The 3,208-nt window shown below is 69.4% G+C and carries 4 protein-coding genes and 1 pseudogene; 4 read left to right on the top strand and 1 reads right to left on the bottom strand.

The window, feature by feature from the left end; genetic code table 11:
• Positions 1–295, bottom strand: a pseudogene (locus tag DM816_RS41130) (hypothetical protein); the annotation flags it as partial.
• A gap of 138 nt (positions 296–433) precedes the next feature.
• Between DM816_RS41130 and rimP the strand changes: the two are divergent.
• The 4 genes from rimP to DM816_RS41110 all read left to right on the top strand — a co-directional run.
• The gene (gene rimP / locus DM816_RS41125; RefSeq protein WP_162908395.1) at positions 434–1,057 is read left to right on the top strand and encodes a ribosome maturation factor RimP; all 624 of its coding nucleotides are present in this window, start codon (positions 434–436) and stop codon (positions 1,055–1,057) included.
• Positions 1,054–2,097 carry a transcription termination factor NusA gene (gene nusA, locus DM816_RS41120; RefSeq protein ID WP_117215843.1) on the top strand — a complete coding sequence of 348 codons (1,044 nt, stop codon included), beginning with the start codon at positions 1,054–1,056 and terminating at the stop codon, positions 2,095–2,097. The genes rimP and nusA overlap by 4 nt, the downstream gene beginning before the upstream one ends.
• A 151-nt stretch (positions 2,098–2,248) precedes the next feature.
• Complete coding sequence (locus tag DM816_RS41115; protein ID WP_117215842.1) at positions 2,249–2,587, top strand: DUF448 domain-containing protein; 339 nt, start codon at positions 2,249–2,251, stop codon at positions 2,585–2,587.
• Between the two features lie 108 nt (positions 2,588–2,695).
• A partial coding sequence (locus DM816_RS41110) for a translation initiation factor IF-2 N-terminal domain-containing protein (RefSeq protein WP_170318939.1) occupies positions 2,696–3,208 on the top strand: 513 nt, incomplete at its 3' end.

Here is a 3,208-nt window from a genome sequence, read left to right as displayed (position 1 = left end):
CGGCCGACGGAAGCGGCGGCGCACCGCTCGGCGACGGCGGGGCCGGCCGCATGATCGCGGCAAGCGCGCTCGCGTGCGCCCGGTGTGCGTCGCGGATGGCCAGCAGCGCGGTGTTGCCCGCGGCCCGCGCCTCATAGAGCGCGGCGAGCGCCAGCGTGTCGTTGTAGAAATCGGTCAACGGGTCCGGCGGGGGCGGCGGGTCGGGCCTGAACAGATCGCATGCCGCGAGCGTCGGCGCCAGCACGGCCGCGCCGAGCGCGGTCCGCAGCAACGCCCTGCGCCGGTGGGAAAACATCGGCCAAGCGTATCGGTCACCGGACCGCCGGATGGGGCAAGACCGGCGGCCAAGCATGACAGCAGCGCGCCGAGGATCCCAGGCGACCGCCAGCGAGTTACGCTCTGCGCAGTCACATAGGTTGGGGGTAGGCGTCACATGGCAGCCGCGCAAGCAAGGAAAGGCCGCAGCACCGGCCGGCCCGCAGCACAGCCGCGCCCGCCCAAGCCCGCCCCGGTGGACGCCGCGGCGGTGCGCGCGGTGGTGGAGCCTGCGGTCATCGGCGCCGGTTATGAGCTGGATGCTCTGAATGTTAAGCCGGTCGGCCGGCGCTACCTGGTCCGAGTGGTCATCGATGGTGATGGCGGGCTCGGGCTGGACGTGATCGCCGACGTGTCGCGGGAGATCTCGCACGCGCTCGATGAGGCGGAGGAGTCCGGCGGGCAGCTCATCCCGGGGGAATATCAACTTGAGGTGTCGTCACCCGGCGTGGACCGCCCGTTGACGACACCGGCGCACTGGCGCCGCAATATCGGCCGGATGGTGTCGGTCAGGGCCCTGGACCGCACCTACACCGGCCGGGTGAACAGCGCCGACGATCAGGGGATCACGCTTGAAGTCGCGGGCGTCGGCCACCGGTTCGGCTATGGTGATCTTGGACCGGGTCGAGTGCAGGTCGAGTTCCGTCGGCTGGAGGAGATCTCCGACGACGATCTCGAGGAGTTCGGCGACGACTCAGGCGACGATCTCGGCGAGGACTTTGACGACGAGGAGGAGCGGTGAATATCGATCTTGCGGCCCTGCGGGCCCTGGCGCGCGACAAGGAGATCTCGGAGGAGACCATCCTGCACGCGATCGAGTCCGCCCTGCTCACCGCATACCGGCACACTGAGGGATCGCATCCGCACGCCCGCGTGGAGATCGACCGGCACACCGGAGCCGCCGTCGTGTATGCGCAGGAGTTCGACTCCGAGGGCAACGTCGTGCGCGAGTTCGACGACACCCCGCACGACTTCGGCCGGATCGCCGCGATGACCGCCAAGCAGGTGATCCTGCAGCGGCTGCGCGAGGCCACGGACGAGGTCCACTTCGGCGAGTACGCCAACCGCGACGGTGACCTGGTCACTGGCGTGATCCAGGCGCACGAGACGCGTACCGAAAAAGGGATTGTTTCAATAGATCTTGGCAAGGTCGAGGCGGTGCTGCCCCAGTCGGAGCAGGTTCCGGGGGAGACCTACCCGCACGGGCAGCGCATCCGGGCGGTTGTCGTGCACGTGGCCAAGGGCTTCCGTGGGCCGCAGGTGACCGTGTCCCGGTCGCACCCGGCGCTGGTCAAGAAGCTGTTCGCGCTTGAGGTGCCGGAGATCGCCGACGGGACCGTCGAGATCGCGGCGATCGCGCGCGAGGCCGGGCACCGCACGAAGATCGCCGTGCGCTCCACGGTCACCGGGGTCAACGCCAAGGGCGCCTGCATCGGCCCGATGGGCCAGCGGGTGCGCGCCGTCATGAGCGAGCTGCATGGCGAAAAGATCGACATCATTGACTGGTCCGAGGACCCGGCCGAGTTTGTGGGCAACGCGCTCTCGCCGGCCAAGGCGCTCCGGGTCGAGGTGGTTGATCTTGCAGCACGGGCCGCGCGTGTGGTCGTGCCCGATTATCAGCTGTCGCTCGCGATCGGCCGCGAGGGGCAAAATGCCAGGTTGGCGGCCCGCTTGACGGGTTGGCGGATCGACATCCGTTCCGACGCGGCGCCCGATCCGGCGGCTCGCCCGCGCACCGCACCGGAGGAGTCCGAGCAAGGGGACGCCCCGTTGCCCGCCTAGTCAACGCCCAATCGCGACGCCAACGAGGACGCGAGAATTACCTACTGCGAGAGGGACACAGCTAACCCCACGTTTTTCGCGCGCCGGTGGTCGGGCGCGCAGCGATCCGACCACCGGACACTGCGGGGAGAAACTGCTGTAGACTCTTTCGGTGATACGTCGTGCGCGGCCGCATGCCCGTCTTCGGACATGTGTGGGGTGCAGGCAACGTGCGGCTATCTCCGAACTGTTGCGTGTGGTGGCGATCGATTCCAGTTTGCGACCCGATCCTCACCGCAGGTTGCCCGGCCGGGGTGCGCATCTGCATCCAACGCCGGGCTGTCTCGAGTCGGCCTTGCGGCGGCGAGCCTTCGGGCGAGCGCTGCGGGTCACCGGCGTCCTCGACGCCGGTCAGCTGACCGAGGCGATCGCGGGCCGGCAGGCGCGCGATCCAGGGCCACCTGGCCCCGAGCAGACCGTAGGCGGAGCATCCGCCCCGCCGAAGGAGTAAGGACGACCAACATGAGCACACGATGAAGTCGCTGAAATGATCAGGCTTCAAGTGCACAAGTGAGGTCGCAGCGGGTGCCGCCCATGCGACCTCGGGATGAGGAGTGCAGTGGCAGGCAAGGCCCGCGTACACGAGCTTGCGAAGGAGCTCGGCGTCGAGAGCAAGAATGTTCTCGCCAAATTGAAGGAGATGGGCGAGTTCGTCAAGTCCGCGTCGAGCACGGTGGAAGCTCCAGTCGCCCGCCGGTTGAAGGAGGCCTTCGCGGCCGCCCCACCGGCATCCGCCAAATCGGCGGCGGCGCCCCCGGCGGCGCCGGCGACGACCGGCAACGTCCCCAAGGTTTCGGCAAAACCGGCGCCCCCCAAGAAGCCCACGGCAGCCGCGCCCGCGGCCAAGCCGAAGCCCACGGGGTCGCTGTTGCCGCCCGCGCCCGTCGCCAAGGTGGCGAGCGCCCATGACATCGAGGTCGCCGCGGCCGAGGCCCGTGCCGCGGCGTTGAAGGCTGAGCAGGAGGCGGCGCGTGCGGCGCAGCAGGCTCAGCGTGACAAGCCGGCCGGTGAGGCCGGACCGAAGCCCAGCTTCATGCCGCCCCGGCCGGGTTCTGCGGCCGCGGGTCCTCCG

The organism is Allorhizocola rhizosphaerae (genome assembly GCF_003426775.1).
GTDB lineage: Bacteria > Actinomycetota > Actinomycetes > Mycobacteriales > Micromonosporaceae > Allorhizocola > Allorhizocola rhizosphaerae.
The sequence above is the reverse complement of the archived record's forward strand: the minus strand, read 5'-3'. Positions and strand labels throughout refer to the sequence as shown.